This is a genomic window from Anaerolinea thermophila UNI-1, assembly GCF_000199675.1.
In the GTDB taxonomy this organism is placed as follows: domain Bacteria; phylum Chloroflexota; class Anaerolineae; order Anaerolineales; family Anaerolineaceae; genus Anaerolinea; species Anaerolinea thermophila.
The window spans coordinates 1,681,497-1,697,110 of sequence record NC_014960.1; the positions used below are offsets into that span (position 1 = coordinate 1,681,497).

A 15,614-nucleotide genomic window follows, 5' to 3' on the forward strand; every position below is an offset into this window, starting at 1 on the left:
TAATCCTTTGATGACTTAAGATTTACTGGCTGATTATAATCCAATCATCCCCAGAAAAAGAAAAACCTCTCTTGTTTTAGAGAGGTTTTTAGCATTCTCACACCGGGAGGTAAATTACTGCTGAATGATATCAAAAGGTATTTGCATCAGTTCAAAGAGCGCCTTAAGTTCGTCTATCACACTCCCATAAATCATAACCCAATTCCTTCCACTACCTGTTGCCGAAACTACATCAAGATAGTGGTCAATTGTGCAATCCGGCCGGATAACGGCTTGAGGAAGCCCTTCAACCCATAATTCGCTTTCCAGGCACATTCCTGAAGTGATCAAGGCTTTCCATCCATCAGAGCGATATTCCATCTGGAGCATGGTCACCCTGCCTGGCTTTGCAATAAACTCCAGTTGCACTCCGCCGTCAGGGTCTGCACGATTACAATAATAATCTCCGCAAACAAGAGAAAGTTTTGGCGCGCTAATATTTGGGAATTGTAACCCGGTATGTCCGCCTACAAGGATGTTCCGGGCTTTGTCCCAAAACCATGCTTTGAACAGAAAACCTACCTGCCCGGTTACCAGACGCAGAAGCACACTGCTTAAGATCGCCCCCGGATCTAGGGTCGTCAGGTAAATAGTGTGAGGATTATCACTCCATTCCGGAGGCAGTCCCGGACAGATTTTTAATGCTTTGCGAATTTCTGCAGAATGGGCTGGAAGAGCAAGCACATCTAAATTATTCTGAAAGGCCACCCGTCGTAAAGCCACAGAGAGTTTTGCCCCCAACTGTAATGTAGGTATGGTTACCATCAAATCGGGAACATGCTCCCTTAATTGTTGAACATACTCAGCAACTTCATCCTCTGACACTTTTGTCACTTCTTCCTGATACTCGGTAAGATGAACTTCCTTCAGAGTAATGCCCAATTCTTGAAATTCTTTGAAGATTTCATCGGTTTTAACCCCCGTGTGCTCCAGCACTGCGATATTTGCACGTCTCAACTGAGTCTTAACGCGTGCCGACTGAATAAAAGCGTCCAATTTGTGCAGCAAATCGGCATCTTGAATCGACCCAAAGACAGGCAAGTAGGGGACAGATCGTTTGCGCAGTTCGTAGAAAGCCACAAACATTGATGCCGCACCAGAAGCACGAAGGTACTCCTCATAAGAAAGTGGCTTTGGTGCTCTTTTCCATGGAAGATAACACCACGTTACCAGTGGTTTTTTACCTACCGCGGCAACAAGTTCCTGGATGTGCAATTCTTCTACCTGGGTTTGGTATAAAAGAATGACAATATCGCTCTCATCCGATTGAAATGCTTGAACAAAACTCAATAGGTCTTGATTGGTAGAAACCACCCAGTGCGAGCAGATACGATATTTTTCGGAGAGCTTTTCCAGAATTGCCCGGCGATCTGCCTCCAATTCCTGGTGGATCGACTCAAAGGCGGGCTTTTTCAAGTGATCGGAGTATAAAAAGATAACACTGACCTGCGTTTGGGATTCCACGGTATTGTCCTCCATGTTCAACTGGATTTATCTCTGGATCAGCGAACAATTCGCGGGGCTAACCAAATCCCACGATCCTGTTTCATTTCTCCATTGGCTAATACAGTAAGAATGAAGCGGACAGTTTTTCCATTAAGAGGGCTCAGGTCAACTTCTACACTGCGGAAAGTTTCATCGTACACTTCATTCCAGTAAGCCAGGGTTTGAATGGGGTCTGTGCCTATTTGATAATCCAGTTGGAAACGCATATCACAGGACTTGTAGTTATAACTGCAGCCAATAATGGCTTTGAACTTATCCCCTGTTTGCACTTTATACCCCGGGAATTTCCCTCTCAATGTTCCATCAGTAATGGCTTGAGGTTGGGTAATCAGAGCAGGCTCATCATCAACTACACCGCTTTCTAATTGAGGTTTTTGCTGTACCAGCACAAAGCCCTTAGCGTCTCCATCCGTTCCAGGACATGGCAAGGTGCCCGCTCCACTACTCCACTCTGCAGAGCATACCATGAGCACAAAATCAAAGGGATATGCAGAGGTCCCGCTTTTAACTTCAATATCTACATAGAAAGCAGAGTCTCGTGAACCTAATCCAAATACAGTGCCATCCGGGGCGCGCAGTTTCCAACTACTGCGATATTTTCCTTCGGTAGTAGGGGCGGTAAAGGTAATGGAGATATCAATGGTTTCTCCGGGGGCTACCGTGGCATTTAGCGGGGTCGGAGAGGCTCCTCCCATTCGATCCCCCCCTGAAAAGACAGCAGAGTAATTGGTGTTCCAGGTGCAGGTTCCATTGTTTTTTAGCCGCCAAACCTTTGTGAATGTGGCACCGGGTGGAATAATCGTACCATCAGGAATGGTTACATCGGCAACAAAGCCGGCACGATTGCAAGGCACCGGTGTTGCTGTAGGAACGGGTGTAAAAGTAGGAAACGGCGTAAAAGAGGGCAAAGGCGTTTGTGTAGGGGGCAAGGTAGATGTAGGCAATGGGGTACTGCTTGGAGGAACAGCCGTGAAAGTTGGGGTAAAAGTGGATCCCAATAACGCGGCTTTGGTAGCAATGTTAGCCATTTCAGTTTCCATTGCATAGGCTGTTGCTGTAGCTTGTGCAGCCTGCTGAATAATCAGAGCACTTTGTGTAGCCACTTGGCTTTCATCCACCTGGGGTGTACCTAACAAATTACATCCAGAAAGGACGAAGAAGATGAACCCCAAATAAGTGAGTAAATATGATCTCTTCTTTGACATGATCCCTCCCAATCGAGTGACGAAAACAACACTCTGAAAGTTCCTGAATATCTTCCTTATGATGAGGATGTTATACTTGGCGTAATCAAAATTTATGATCCGTATTGCTTACTTTATCACACCTCATGGATTTGGACATGCTGCAAGGGCAACCGCCGTGATGCTGGCTTGCTTGCAGAAATGTCAGGATTTGTGGTTTGAGGTGTACACTACTGTTCCCCAATGGTTTTTTGAAGACTCTCGACTGATTAATTATACAATTCATCCTTTGGCTTGTGATGTTGGAATGGTCCAGAAAAATTCTATGGAAGAGGATATTCCCGCCACAATTAAGGCGTTACAATATTTTTATCCCGTCAACAAACAGTTGATTGAAGAACTATCCAGGGAATTTAGCGAAAAGGAAATAAGAGCGGTGCTCTGCGATGTAGCCCCTTTAGGAATTCTTGCGGCTCATCAAGCCCGAATTCCCTCGCTGCTAATAGAAAATTTTACCTGGGACTGGATTTATGAAGGTTACCTTTCAGAAGAACCAGATTTTCAGCCTTTCATCGAATATTTGCAAGGCGTATATCGCCAGGTAATCTATCATATTCAGACCCAGCCGGCTTGCTCGGTAAGTACTCAGGCTGATTTGAACGTTTTTCCTGTCAGTCGCCCCATTTACAGTTCTAGAGAGGAGATTCGCAAATCCTTGACAATTCCTCAAGATGTTCCAGCGGTCTTAATCACCATGGGAGGAATTGAAAGCAATCAATTTCCTTTTGAGGTATTGAAAAAGATGCCCAATGTAGTCTTCATTGTGCCAGGAGGCGCAAAAACCCCTTACAAACAGGCGAATTTAATCCTTCTTCCCCATCGTTCCGGTTATTATCATACCGACTTAATGAACGCATGCGATGCTGTTATTGGGAAACTTGGGTACAGTACACTGGCTGAAGCCTACTGGACAGGAACGCCTTACGGATTCATCCCTCGTGCCAGATTCCGCGAGTCGCCCCCTTTGGCTGTTTTCGCAAAAGAAACAATGGGAGGGTTAGAAATCCCCATGGAGTCTTTTTGGGGGGAACCTCTGTTGAGTTTTATTGAATATTTAATTCAAATACCTAAAAAGAACGCAGTTATGAATGGCTCTGAACAAATTGCTGATTTTTTGATGGGATTGGTTAACCAAAAAACTCCGCTGTAGAAGCGGAGTTTTGGTGCAAAGCATCGTGTTTTAGTGAGTGTTGGCAGAATTAACTACCTCTAAAAACTGAGACACAATATCTCGAAGCGCCCGTTCTGGTAACGCGCCTACCTGACGGTGCACAATTTTCCCGTTTGAAAAGAACAGCAAGGTGGGAATTCCCTGGATGCCGTACTTCATTGCCCATTCAGGATTCTCATCTGTGTTGACTTTTGCAACGATGACTTTTCCGGCATATTCTTTGGCAATTTTCTCCAGAACTGGGGCTATCATTTTACAAGGTCCACACCAGGGCGCCCAAAAATCGACAATTACAGGTAAAGTGGACTGCAATACAGTTTTTTCAAAAGCAGCATCGGTTACATGAATCGGTTCATTGATCATAGAGTTACTCCAATATTTCAATTTCTCGATGCAATATATCAGAAAAAGAATGGTTCGTCCAGTGCCGACTTAACCTTGGGAGGATTCTGCTGCTTTTCGGAAATCTACAAATCGATAACCAACCCCTCTTTCGGTGAGAATATATTTTGGATTGGAGGGGTCTTCTTCGATTTTCTGTCTCAGATAGTTGACATATAAACGTACATAATGCTCTTCATCCCGGTATTCATACCCCCATACTTTGGTAAGAAGTTGTTCATAGGTCATCACCCAGCCGGCATTTTGCACTAAATGGTACAACAGACGATACTCTGTAGGTCTAAGTTTGACCAGATTTCCTTCTACCCATACTTCCCGACGCCCAAAGTCAATTTTTAAGCGATCATCAACCTGGATAATCTCATTTTTTGCGGTTAGACTGGTTGCTTCAACTCTGCGGAGCACTGCTTTGACCCGACTTACCAGCTCACGAGGACTAAACGGTTTGGTTATGTAATCATCTGCCCCCAATTCTAGCCCTCGCACGCGATCGTCTTCTTCGCCTTTAGCAGTGAGCATAATCACTGGCGTATTGCTACTCTCTCGGATTAGTTTGAGGACCTCAAAACCATCTAAATCCGGGAGCATTACATCCAGTAATACAAGATCGGGCATCTCTGTGCGCACTTTCTCCAAAGCCTCATAGCCTCGATAGGCAGAGATAACCTGGAAGCCATCATGCTCCAGGTTCAGGCGGATGAAACGCACCATTCTTTCTTCATCATCCACGACGAGAATGCTTCGATTTTTGAATTGTTCTGGCACCTGTCTCACCTACTCGCGAATAAACGTGATAATTTCTTCTTCCTCGCCGGTTGGAAGAACCTCGATGAAGTTAATCCTGGCAATGGGCCAAATGACCGTGGATACGTTGGGCTCCAGGTAATGAAGGTCTTTTCCATCGCGTTTGCGGGGGTTCTTGAGAATAACCAGATTATCTGTTGGAGAAGGTAAATGTTCTATTTCTCCCGCCACAGGATCTTCATTCATAATGTGAAGCAATACTGTTGGCATATGATGCACCTCTATTTCTTGATCAAAATTTGCAAGGCAAATTTTCCCAAAGAAATCATATCCCCATGGTTAAGCGGGTAATCTACATGGGGCACAATTTTCTGACCATTGACACGCGTACCATTAGAAGAGCCTAAATCGGTGATCACAACTCGATGACTCTGGATTTTCAATGCTGCGTGCAATCGAGAAACGCCCTTTGAATAAGCATCGTAGGGAGAGAGGTCTATATCGGGAAGAATGGGTTGACCTTCAGAGGTTCTCCCGAGCGTATATTCGTTTTGTCCAGATAACTCAATTACTTTGCCGCTATCCACAAAACTCAACAAAACCTTAAATTCTGCTTCGCCTTCCGGGTAAATGCCTGGTTTGGAAGGTGTTTGAGTAGGGGGAGTAACAACAAGTACATCAGAAGGATTGCGTTGAATGTGCTGGGTTGTGGTAGTTTGAGAAACCACCAACTGTGCACCACACTCACTGCAATAAAGTGAGCCAGGAAGTTCTTCGTGGTGGCAATTGGGACATTTGATCATAGGCTAATGCTCCATCCCTGAAGGTAAAAGAAGTGCTCGTGTGCCGTACTTAATTCTCTTATCTCCCTCCCGACTAAAGGTACGACTCTGTTGCAAGTGCTCCGCTTCCAAAAGCACGGCATGTGCCAGTTCACGATCCCCCTGCGAGAGTAATTGCGTCGCCAGATAGTGAAGCCTTCTTGTGGCTTTGTCTATTTGCCCTTCCTCTACTTCTTTTTGAATCTTTTCCTGCATTCTGTAAAGTGTCAATTTCCCCAAGGCTTCAATTAATGCGGGGGGTGGCGATTCCGGTTCAGGTTGATCCATTACTGCGCGTTTAATCTGAATGGGCAAACGTGCGCGCAAGGATTGAGCAGATGGAAGTTCCATTTTGATTTTACCCGTAAGGATCTGAAGCGAGGTAACATCCGCTGAAATGGGATGAATGACAAACTCGAAGAGCAGGCTCATGCTTTTATGATACATCAATGTGCCTAATGGGATAGGATTCGTGGCAGGCAGTGGGCTTGTTTCCGGATGGAGGCGGAATGCGTACTTAAGTTCCACACCCTCACCCAACGTAAATTCTAAAGAGAGACCTCTGGCATAGGTATCGTTCAATAATTGTAATTTTTGCTCAAAGAACTTATTCAAGTCTTTTGGAGATGTTACAAAGATGGAGTTCGCCCCGCTTATGGTAGCAATTTTATCCAGTAATTCATCATTCCACTCATGTCCGATTCCCATGGTGTTGATTTGAATTCCATCCTGGGCAGCTTCTTCAGCTAACTCAATACAGGCTTCATCATCTCCGTAGGTATGCCCATCCGTCAGCAAAATCAACTGACGCATAAAACGCGGATCGATAGAACGAAGTTGTTCGATACCAAGTTGTAAACCTTGATAAATTTCGGTTCCGCCTCCCACCTGTAGCATGCTAATGCGGTGATCATCCTTGGCTAAATCAGGCACCCGAGTGGGAGGAATAACAACTTCTGCCCTGTCACTAAAGGCTACAACCGAAATCAAATCCTGTTTACGGAACTGCTTCAGCAAGTTGAGCGCACTGGATTTCACCATGTCCATTCTGGCGCCATGCATGGACGTGGAGCGATCCAGGACCAGGCAAATATGGAAAGGAGGGGCTTCTTTTACGTTGTATTCGGCTGTACAAATTAAGTCCACCAGAGCATAGAACAGCTGAGGTTCCTGAATTCTGGGGATCACCATCCGACTGGTACGGACATTCAGGGTAACTTCCGGGCCTTTCTTAACAGTATCAGGTAAGGAAGCATCGTATTTTGCTCTACGAGCGGCATTGGAGAGCACATCGTAGGCTTCCTGAATTTCTACAAAGCGATCGTGGGCTTTTGGATCGTCCGTTACATCCGGATGATACTTTTTGGCTAAATCAAAATACGCCGAGCGGATTTCTTCCGGCGTTGCATCGAATGATACCCCCAAAATCGAATAATAATCTCTCAAGTCTTAAACTCCCTCAGGAGAGATATTGCGCCAAAATCACACTGATGTTATCAGGCCCACCCGCAATATTCGCCGACTCTACAAGCGTTTGACAAGCTTGGGCAGGGTTTTTGGATGTGTTGACAATGTGAGCAATGCTCTCTTCGGGCAAAACTCCCCAGAGCCCATCGCTGCAAATTAACAGGCTACCCGGATGAGGAAATTCACAAGTGATGATATCCGGGCGGAAAGGCTCAGATTGTCCTAAAGCACGATACAGAATATTTCTTTGGGGGTGTGAGGAGGCTTCTTTATCGGTGATTTGTCCTAACTCTTTCAATCTGTGTACCAAAGAATGGTCTTGTGTTTTCACCTGCACACGCCCATCAGGATACACAAAATACACCCGGCTATCTCCAACATGAGCAATGGTAATTTGTTCGCCCAGAGCAAGCACAGCAGTTAGCGTAGTGCCCCCTCCAGGCGCTGCTTTCAGCACAGCGCGATGCGCTTCGCGAACACCATTTTCCATCATTTCCTGAATACTTTCTCCGGCTCCTTCGAGTTCAACCGAAAGCATGAGGGGTGAGATTTTGTTCAGGATAAATTGCGCCATTGTTTTTGCAGCGGCGGCACTGGCGACTTCTCCACTGGCATGTCCTCCCATACCATCTGCCAGGACAAAGACTCCAAAAGGCAGGTCCCTCACCCCATCGGCAATCGTTGCTGACAGGGCAAAAATAGTGTCTTCATTAACCTCTCGTTGTCTACCCACCGAAATGCCCATTCCAACCTGGTATTGTGGAGGGGAAATGTGCACCATTTCGGGTAATACTGACTGCAACTGTTCTTCGGACAAAGGAGCAGTCTCGATGCCCACCATAGCAACCGGCTTGGTGGGTTCAATCTGTTTTTTGCCAAATAATTTCTTGAAAAAATCCAGCACAATTCCTCCGCAATGGATTATGGAATGAGCGCATACAAAATGTGGTCTGCTGATCCAACGTACAAAATATCATTATACACAATTGGAGCGCTGGTAATAGCACCACCAGTGCTGAATTTCCATCGCAACCTTCCAGTTCTGTATTCCAAACAATACAAATTCCCGTCCGCTGCGCCGCAATAAACCGAATCTCTGTAAACCAAAGGTGAGCCACTTACCTGGTGATCGGTCTTGAAGCGCCAGATTTCTTTGGAAGTTCCACCATCCACACAATAGATAAACCCATCTGCAGAACCGACGATGATATAGTTTTCCACATTGCATGGGGAAGAAACCGAACCCTTCCCCATACGGAAACGCCAGATTGCCCAACCCGTTCGAGCATCAACAGAGTACAAAATAGAGTCCAGAGAGGTGAAGAACAGTGAGCCTTTTACCACAAGTGGTGATGAATAAATTGCACGCTTGGCTTTGAACCGCCACTTAACTGCGCCACGGAAGTCCATACAGAACAGGTCACCGGTTTCTGAGCCGAAGAAGATCAAGTCATTGGCTATGAATGGCGTTGATCGAACCGGCCCACCTGTATCGTATTTCCACACCAGTCGACTGGAGGTAAGATTAATGGCATAAAGAAAACCATCGTCCGAGCCCACAAAAGCGTGTCCTTCCGCAATCTTGGGAGATCCTCTCGCCGGTCCTTCCGTAGGATAGGTCCAGGCAATTTTACCGCTTCTGGAGTTCAAGGCGTAAATTCGATGATCTTCCGACCCAAAGATGACCAACCCTTCTCCAAAGGCAGGACGTGTGACAATTCCCCCTTCGGTAGGGAATTTCCATACAAACTTTCCATCGGTGGCATCTACAGCATACAGGTTATTATCATAAGAGCCTACATAGATTAACCCATTCTCAAAAGCGGGGCCCCCTCGAATTTCATCTTCACACTCAAAAGTCCACAGAGGTTTGGTGTTTTCTTCGCTGGAAATCAATAAGGATTTTGTGGCAATTCGTGAAAGCACACCCGTTTTTCGCGCTGCATTGAGCAGCGCCTCTTTCATTTCCTCAGCGCTCTGGAAACGATCTTGAGGATTGTATTGAACCGCTGTGTTGATAATCGCTTCCAATTCCGGCGAGACAGAAGGGTTAAACTTTCGCACCGGGCGCTCATTAAACGTGAAAGGTGTTTCAATTCTTGGATCTCGCTTGGTCAACAAATGATGAAGGGTCGCGCCCAAGGCGTAAATATCTGCCAGAGGTGTGGCTTCCCCCCTGTATTGTTCAGGGGGAGAATACCCCTCGGTACCGATCATTGTACCTTTTTGACCAGCGCGGAACATTTTCGCAATACCAAAGTCAATCAGGACAATGTGACCATCCTGATTGACCATGACGTTTGATGGCTTCATATCTCTGAAGATGATTGGCTCCGGCTTGTGATTATGCAAATAAGCCAGAACATCACATAATTCAATTGCCCAAGCAACGACCCGATCTTCGGGCAGGGGACCAGGAGATTCAGACAGGATTTCCTCAAGATCTTTCCCGTTAATGTATTCCAGGACAAGATACGAACGTTCATCATGGGTAAAGTAATCAAAGATCCGAGGAATGGAAGGATGATTCAGGGTTGCGAGGATATTGGCTTCTCGTTCAAAGTTTTGCACAATCGTCTGGCGGATCTGGCTATCCCGTGCCTGGTTGATCATTTCTTTAACAGCAACCAGTTTGACCACATTCGGAAAATGGAGGTCTCGCGCGCGATAAACTGACCCCATTCCGCCAATGCCTATGACTTCCTGAATGAGGTACCGATTGGCGAGCATGCTCCCCGGTTGCAGTTGGGTTTCCTGACCGCCTTGACCTGGTGAAAAACTTTGTGTAATTCGATGGGCCTCCACAGAATCCAACTCCTGTTATTTCCCCAAAATCACGTTACAATAATTCCAACTTTGCTACCCTGGTAAATTGCATTGTTAAGCAATTATATATTCCAGATTGCTAGAATGCTACATTTTTACCTTGCAATTTCCTAACCGTTGGATGGACTAATGATGACACCTAATTATACCCTTTATCAATCTCCATTTAGTTGGCGATATGCCAGCACTGAAATGCGCACCTTGTGGAGTGAAGAATATAAGAGAAAACTTTGGCGCAAAATTTGGGTTGTTCTGGCTAGGGTTCAATCAGAATTTGGATTGTTTTCTTCTCAGGTTCTCAAAGAACTAGAAGAAAAACAGAATGAAATTGATCTCGAGAGATCCTTGGAAATCGAGAAAACGATCCATCATGACCTGATGGCGGAGCTTCAGTGTTTTTCCGAACAATGTCCAAATGCAGGAGGATATCTTCATATTGGGGCAACCTCAATGGATATTGAAGATAACGCAGAAGCAATTCGATTAAGAGAAGCCTTGGAAATTCTCGTAAAAAAACTCGACGATTTACTCGGTCTCACCGCTCAAAAAATTCGGCTCTATTCTGAAATTCCCTCACTTGCCTTCACTCACTTACAGCCGGCAGAGCCTACAACTTTAGGATATCGAATTGCGGGATTTGCTCAGGAATTACTTATTCATAGCCAGAAAATGAGAGACCTCAAGAAAAATCTTCGAGGTAAAGGTTTTAAGGGCGCTGTAGGTACAGCTGCTTCATATGTGGAGATTCTGGGTCCAGACCATTTTGATGAATTTGAAAAAAAAATGGGGGAGGCTCTGCAATTAAGTTTCTTTCCTGTGAGCACTCAAACTTACCCAAGGATTCAAGATTATCAGGTTCTGGTAACTCTGGCTGGCTTAGGGGCAACGCTGTATAAATTCGCTTTCGATCTTCGCCTATTGCAGTCTCCTCTTTATGGAGAATGGAGTGAGCCGTTTAGCGTAAAACAGGTAGGATCTTCTGCCATGCCTTTCAAACGCAACCCCATCCAGGCGGAAAAAATAGACTCCCTGGCAAGGCTACTTGCTTCCCTTCCTCAAGTTGCCTGGGAAAATGCTGCACATTCCTTACTCGAACGAACGTTGGATGACAGTGCAAATCGCCGGACAATTTTGCCCGAAGCCTTCTTAATTGCAGATGAACTTTTGTTAACAGCCATCAGAATATTAAAAGGGATCAAAATAAATACAAATTCCATTGAGCGTAATCTGCAGGTTTATGCCCCATTTTCTGCCAGTGAACGGTTATTAATGAGACTTGTACAAAAGGGTGCCAATCGTCAGGAAATGCACGAGGTTATCCGGGAACATTCAATGCAGGCATGGTTGGAAGTTACTGCAGGGAAGCCGAATCCTCTTTTCACTCTTTTACAGTCTGATGAAAGAATCAAAATTTTCCTTAACGCTGAAGAAATTTCAGAATGCCAAAATATCCAATCTTACACAGGAATTGCCGCGCGGCGAGCCCAACAAATTGCGGAAGACATTGAAAAGTATCTTCAGGCTTCAGAAACTTACTCTCCCTGAACACGTGATCGGCAGGAAGGGCAAGGACATAGCAGCCGTAAGAAATGCCAGGTGTAAATCCCATAATGGTGTCCATCCTGAAAGTGAATGGTAATGGCGTATTGCCCGGCCATCTCTACCTGCTCCACCTGTGTAGCGGGAGAATCGGCAAGCGTCATATCAAATACAAGGGGATCTGGTTCAGAACGCATATTCTCATGTCCCCCTCGACAGGTCGCACAGGGACAGGCAGCACGCAGGAGCGAAAATGGATACTGGCTGAGGTGTCCATCTTGCCATGCAATTTCGAGATGTTGCTCTTTTTTGTTGAGGGTAATTTTCTGGGGCAGTTCTTTTAGGTTCATGGGGAAGAATCCTCCAATTCTACATTCACCACCTTAAGATAGTCCGCTGCTGCCCAACCACTTCTGGTTTCATCATAAGGTGCAATCAGGTACCACCAGGTGATCCCGTCTGAGAATTTTGGACCATCTTTCACTTCAAACACCTCTGACTCATAACCTAGGAAAAGCGGGGCAAACTCTTTGCCAGGCCCAGCACGCAGTCTTAAACCATCTCCGCCGGTTCCAGCGATCTGGACAAACTTTCCCAGGCTAATCCCATTAATCTCTATGAATGTGGCTTCAGGGGTACTAGTGTATAGCAAGGTAGAAGTGGGGAGCATTGTAGGCGCTGGAATGACCGTAATCATGGCTGGAATTTCCTGGGACTGAAGACGAGACGCAGTCAGGCTCAATCCCAAAATAAGGAGAACAGATAATGCTCCAGCGATGATAATTGAACCGAGGATCACCCATGGAGTTACAGAAAATTGAAAAGGATGTTTCATGGTTATGAAGGCAACAGGAAAAACCCAACACCCAAAATCAGATAAACCCCTATCAGAGCGGCACCTTCCAGCCAGTTCGATTCTCCATCCGATGATACCAGAGCGGCAACCACAACGGCGGCGATCAATGCAATCAATTCAAATTGATTAAACACCAGGGTGAGTGGATTCCCCATAAGAAGGCTGATGAAAACCAGCACCGGAGCGACGAATAAAGCGATTTGCAGACTGGAAGATACAGCAATTTCTACGCTCAGATCCATCTGGTTTTTCATAGCCACCTGAACAGCCACAAGATGCTCCGCAACGTTCCCAACCAGAGGGATCAGAATAATTCCCAGAAAGAATTCAGAAATCCCTAAATTGCTTACCACATGTTCTACTGCACCAACAAGTAATTCTGAAAGCCAAACGACCGCCAGGGTAGAAAGAGCCAAAACAATAATGGCTTCTCCTTTTGTCAAACCGTGTTGGTGTACAGTGGCGTCAGCTGGAGAATAAGATATTGGACTTGATGCAGTTTTCAGGGTATAAATCAACCCCAGAGAATATAACAGCATGAGAACGATGGCAACCCCAATACTTAAGGCTTCTACCTCAACGCTATCATCGGGGCCGATTGAGTGGCTGAACAGGGATGGGATTGCCAGTCCAATCACTACAATGATCAGAAGGATGGCGTGATTGGCGGCTTGTCTGCGGTCAAAGGATTGTACACCGTGTTTCAGCCCGCCAAGAAATATAGAAGCCCCTAACACAAGAAGCAAGTTCCCTAAAATAGAGCCAGTGATAGAGGCTTTTACCAATTCGAGAAGCCCCGCTTGAATCGCAACCAGAGTGATGATCAATTCAGCAGCATTTCCAAGAGTAGCATTTAGAAGTCCACCAATTTTAGGACCTGTGTAAATAGACAGTGACTCTGTGGCTTCACCGATTAATCCAGCCATTGGGATAATGCCGATACAGGAAAAAATAAAAATCCAGAAATCTCCCCAGTGAAATAAGTCTGCAAAGAGAGCAAAAGGCAAAGCGACGATCAACCAGTTAATAGGCTTCCTGATGATAGCGAGGAACTTTTTCATAAAAACAGGACTTCCTTCTGATTGTTTTGGTTATTATATCTGATTGCTTCTGAAAAATTGAGGGAACGTTGATTAAAAAAACCAAAAATTGATTGTGATATAATGATTTCTAAATGGGAACCGTGAACTCAACAACCACGCCAATGCTTCAAAATCGTTATGCACTTGAAGAGACAATCGGCTCTGGCGGAATGGCGGTTGTCTATCGCGCCAGAGATCGCATGCTGGAAAGAACCGTTGCCATCAAGTTATTGCGTCCAAAATATTCAGGAAATCAAGCGTTCCAGGATCAGTTTCGCAGGGAAGCCAGAGCGGCAGCGAATCTCTCTCATCCGAATATTGTTACTATCTACGATATCGGCTACGATGCAGGACGTTTGTTTATTGTTATGGAATATATCGAGGGGCAAAATCTCAAAGACCTGATTCGGCAAAAGGGACTCTTTGAAGTGCACGAAGCGCTTCCCTTGATGATTCAAGCCGCAAAAGGTGTGGGATATGCTCACCGCGCAGGTGTAATTCACTGCGATGTGAAACCTCATAATATGCTGGTGACCAAAGATGGACATCTCAAGGTGACTGACTTTGGAATTGCCCGTGCCATTGCCAGTATTCATCCTGACGAAACAACAGATGAAATCTGGGGGTCTCCTCAGTACTTTTCCCCTGAGCAAGCCTCCGGACAACCTCCCATGCCCTACAGTGACGTGTATTCCTTAGGGGTTGTTTTTTATGAGATGCTAACCGGGCAATTGCCATACTCCGGGAAAACGCCAGCAGATTTAGCCAGGCAACATCGAGACCCAAACATCCGTCCCATTCCCCCACGGCATTTGAACCGGGAAATTCCAGAGGAATTGGAAAAAATCCTGTTGTTGCTTCTTTCTAAAGAACCCCGACAGCGGTATCGTAATGCGGATATTCTGGCACGGATTCTCGAAGGTCTGGATACTCCTATTGCCCAGAACAGAGTCGTAAGTACATCTGCGCGAAGTGCGTCTGTGTCGTCTCATACAAGGCAACAACCTGTAGGAAAAGAAAATGCCCCTCAGCAAACCAAGGGTTCCCCATCTGCAGTGCTGCACCCTACCCCATCCTCTACACTGCTTACTCCAGATATTATTGTCCTGGCTATTATTGCACTTGTCCTGGGAGTTGGATTACTTCCTTTTTACTCTTATATCCTCAATGTGCTTGGATGGGTAAAGTGAATTCATTTAGATTATGTGCTTCTGTGCTCTCAGCCGACTTTCGCTGTCTGGAAGATCAAGTAAAGCAATTGGAAGAAGCAGGGGTTGATGAAATCCATGTAGATGTCATGGATGGTCACTTTGTCCCTAATTTGACCATGGGACCTTTCATTGTTTCAACCCTTAAGAGGATTACTCACCTACCCTTGGATGTTCACTTGATGGTTGAAAATCCTGACCGGATGATCCCCTGGTACGCAGAAGCGGGGGCTCATCGCCTATCTGTGCAGGTTGAGACCTGCCCGCATATTCATCGCACCCTACAGAATATTCACTCTTTGGGGTGTGAAGCCGGTGTGGTATTAAACCCCGGCACACCAGCCTCATGGTTGGAAGAGGTAGTTTCGCACGCTGATTTAATTCTTGTAATGACAGTAAATCCTGGGTTTTCTGGGCAATCTTTTTTGCCCGAAGTACTTCCTAAAATAGCCAAAGTGCGTGATTTAGTAGAAAATTCACATAGCAGAGCAGTTATTCAAGTGGATGGCGGAATTGATCAAAAAACTTTGCCTCTGGTATATGCAGCCGGAGCACGCTACATTGTATCTGCTACGGCAATTTTTAAGCATCCAGAGGGCATTAAGGCAGGAGTAAACGCTTTACGGGAAAGCGTACAGAAAAACATCGCTTAAACAAAAATCACGGCAATTGCCGCGATTTTTGCACAAACCAGGAAAAAGAAGGTAAA

16 protein-coding genes are annotated in these 15,614 nt (G+C 45.6%); 4 read left to right on the forward strand and 12 right to left on the reverse strand.

Annotation, left to right across the window (positions count from 1 at the left end; all coding sequences use genetic code 11):
* Nucleotides 1-114: 114 nt before the first annotated feature.
* The gene (locus ANT_RS07545; protein WP_155818059.1) at nt 115-1,503 is read right to left on the reverse strand and encodes a hypothetical protein; all 1,389 of its coding nucleotides are present in this window, start codon (nt 1,501-1,503) and stop codon (nt 115-117) included.
* Between the two features lie 38 nt (nt 1,504-1,541).
* A complete protein-coding gene (locus tag ANT_RS16995) occupies nt 1,542-2,750 on the reverse strand; it encodes an NBR1-Ig-like domain-containing protein (RefSeq protein WP_013559918.1) in 1,209 nt (402 codons plus the stop codon).
* 94 nt (nt 2,751-2,844) lie between these two features.
* On the opposite strand from ANT_RS16995, the gene ANT_RS07560 reads away from it, so the two are divergent.
* Nucleotides 2,845-3,939 (forward strand): glycosyltransferase family protein, encoded by a 1,095-nt coding sequence (locus ANT_RS07560; protein WP_013559919.1) that lies wholly within the window; start codon nt 2,845-2,847, stop codon nt 3,937-3,939.
* 30 nt (nt 3,940-3,969) lie between these two features.
* Here the strand turns inward: ANT_RS07560 and trxA are convergent, their stop codons facing one another.
* The 7 genes from trxA to ANT_RS07595 all read right to left on the reverse strand — a co-directional run bounded on the left by trxA (nt 3,970) and on the right by ANT_RS07595 (nt 10,199).
* Entirely contained in the window at nt 3,970-4,323 is a 354-nt protein-coding gene (gene trxA, locus ANT_RS07565) for a thioredoxin (RefSeq protein WP_013559920.1), read from the reverse strand.
* Between the two features lie 69 nt (nt 4,324-4,392).
* Nucleotides 4,393-5,127, reverse strand: coding sequence for a response regulator transcription factor (locus tag ANT_RS07570; protein WP_013559921.1), 735 nt, complete (start codon nt 5,125-5,127; stop codon nt 4,393-4,395).
* A gap of 9 nt (nt 5,128-5,136) precedes the next feature.
* Nucleotides 5,137-5,376: a hypothetical protein gene (locus ANT_RS07575; RefSeq protein ID WP_041454822.1), complete on the reverse strand. Its 240-nt coding sequence runs from the start codon at nt 5,374-5,376 to the stop codon at nt 5,137-5,139.
* 11 nt (nt 5,377-5,387) lie between these two features.
* Nucleotides 5,388-5,909 (reverse strand): double zinc ribbon and FHA domain-containing protein, encoded by a 522-nt coding sequence (locus ANT_RS16260; protein ID WP_013559923.1) that lies wholly within the window; start codon nt 5,907-5,909, stop codon nt 5,388-5,390.
* 3 nt (nt 5,910-5,912) lie between these two features.
* Complete coding sequence (locus ANT_RS07585) at nt 5,913-7,373, reverse strand: vWA domain-containing protein (protein WP_013559924.1); 1,461 nt, start codon at nt 7,371-7,373, stop codon at nt 5,913-5,915.
* Nucleotides 7,374-7,386: 13 nt separating this feature from the next.
* Nucleotides 7,387-8,298 (reverse strand): PP2C family protein-serine/threonine phosphatase, encoded by a 912-nt coding sequence (locus tag ANT_RS07590; protein ID WP_013559925.1) that lies wholly within the window; start codon nt 8,296-8,298, stop codon nt 7,387-7,389.
* Between the two features lie 17 nt (nt 8,299-8,315).
* Nucleotides 8,316-10,199: a beta-alanine-activating enzyme beta-propeller domain-containing protein gene (locus ANT_RS07595; RefSeq protein ID WP_432762670.1), complete on the reverse strand. Its 1,884-nt coding sequence runs from the start codon at nt 10,197-10,199 to the stop codon at nt 8,316-8,318.
* A 150-nt stretch (nt 10,200-10,349) separates the two neighbouring features.
* Here ANT_RS07595 and purB point away from each other — a divergent pair, with 150 nt between their 5' ends.
* Nucleotides 10,350-11,765, forward strand: a complete 1,416-nt coding sequence (gene purB / locus ANT_RS07600) for an adenylosuccinate lyase (protein WP_041454823.1) — start codon at nt 10,350-10,352, stop codon at nt 11,763-11,765.
* Here the strand turns inward: purB and ANT_RS07605 are convergent.
* The 3 genes from ANT_RS07605 to cax are packed head-to-tail and all read right to left on the reverse strand — an operon-like array spanning nt 11,753 to nt 13,676.
* Entirely contained in the window at nt 11,753-12,109 is a 357-nt protein-coding gene (locus tag ANT_RS07605) for a gamma-butyrobetaine hydroxylase family protein (protein WP_013559928.1), read from the reverse strand. The genes purB and ANT_RS07605 overlap by 13 nt on opposite strands.
* A complete protein-coding gene (locus ANT_RS07610) occupies nt 12,106-12,594 on the reverse strand; it encodes an SH3 domain-containing protein (protein WP_013559929.1) in 489 nt (162 codons plus the stop codon). The genes ANT_RS07605 and ANT_RS07610 overlap by 4 nt, the downstream gene beginning before the upstream one ends.
* A gap of 2 nt (nt 12,595-12,596) precedes the next feature.
* Entirely contained in the window at nt 12,597-13,676 is a 1,080-nt protein-coding gene (gene cax, locus ANT_RS07615) for a calcium/proton exchanger (protein WP_013559930.1), read from the reverse strand.
* Between the two features lie 113 nt (nt 13,677-13,789).
* On the opposite strand from cax, the gene ANT_RS17000 reads away from it, so the two are divergent.
* Entirely contained in the window at nt 13,790-14,887 is a 1,098-nt protein-coding gene (locus tag ANT_RS17000) for a protein kinase domain-containing protein (protein WP_013559931.1), read from the forward strand.
* On the forward strand, nt 14,875-15,558 hold the full coding sequence (rpe, locus tag ANT_RS07625) for a ribulose-phosphate 3-epimerase (protein WP_041455433.1): 684 nt from the start codon (nt 14,875-14,877) through the stop codon (nt 15,556-15,558). The genes ANT_RS17000 and rpe overlap by 13 nt, the downstream gene beginning before the upstream one ends.
* Nucleotides 15,559-15,614: the final 56 nt, after the last annotated feature.

Bases quoted from the DNA above. Each gene is read 5' to 3' on its own strand.
- trxA (WP_013559920.1), bottom strand. From the start codon at position 4,323: ATGATCAATGAACCGATTCATGTAACCGATGCTGCTTTTGAAAAAACT.
- ANT_RS07610 (WP_013559929.1), bottom strand. From the start codon at position 12,594: ATGAAACATCCTTTTCAATTTTCTGTAACTCCATGGGTGATCCTCGGT.
- cax (WP_013559930.1), bottom strand. From the start codon at position 13,676: ATGAAAAAGTTCCTCGCTATCATCAGGAAGCCTATTAACTGGTTGATC.
- ANT_RS07560 (WP_013559919.1), top strand. From the start codon at position 2,845: ATGATCCGTATTGCTTACTTTATCACACCTCATGGATTTGGACATGCT.
- ANT_RS07575 (WP_041454822.1), bottom strand. From the start codon at position 5,376: ATGCCAACAGTATTGCTTCACATTATGAATGAAGATCCTGTGGCGGGA.
- ANT_RS16995 (WP_013559918.1), bottom strand. From the start codon at position 2,750: ATGTCAAAGAAGAGATCATATTTACTCACTTATTTGGGGTTCATCTTC.
- ANT_RS17000 (WP_013559931.1), top strand. From the start codon at position 13,790: ATGGGAACCGTGAACTCAACAACCACGCCAATGCTTCAAAATCGTTAT.
- ANT_RS16260 (WP_013559923.1), bottom strand. From the start codon at position 5,909: ATGATCAAATGTCCCAATTGCCACCACGAAGAACTTCCTGGCTCACTT.
- purB (WP_041454823.1), top strand. From the start codon at position 10,350: ATGATGACACCTAATTATACCCTTTATCAATCTCCATTTAGTTGGCGA.
- ANT_RS07605 (WP_013559928.1), bottom strand. From the start codon at position 12,109: ATGAACCTAAAAGAACTGCCCCAGAAAATTACCCTCAACAAAAAAGAG.
- rpe (WP_041455433.1), top strand. From the start codon at position 14,875: ATGGGTAAAGTGAATTCATTTAGATTATGTGCTTCTGTGCTCTCAGCC.